This window comes from Pseudomonas sp. AC463 (assembly GCF_979253585.1).
In genome coordinates, this window is sequence record NZ_CEEDDZ010001257.1 from 1 (window position 1) to 230 (window position 230).

Sequence of the window (230 nt, forward strand, 5' to 3'; positions counted from 1 at the left end):
TACCCAGGGCGCGCACCCGGCCATGGGCAGTGATGACGCTGAAAGGCCGGCCCTGAGGATCGGGCGCGGTGCTGACTATCAGCTCGCCAGCGAGTAGTTGCAGCACGCGCTGCTGGTCGTCGAAATGCAGCTGCACGGCGCTGTTGGTGTTCACCGTCGAATTGAACCGCTGCACATAGGCGGATGCGGTCTGCGTAAAGCCCAGCCCCGGCAGGATGCGGATCCGGAAG

1 protein-coding gene is annotated in these 230 nt (G+C 64.8%); it reads right to left on the reverse strand.

Annotated features, from left to right (window positions below; genetic code table 11):
- Positions 1–230: FecR domain-containing protein (locus tag AC0IYH_RS34335; protein WP_471838970.1), on the reverse strand; the 230-nt coding region annotated here is incomplete at both ends.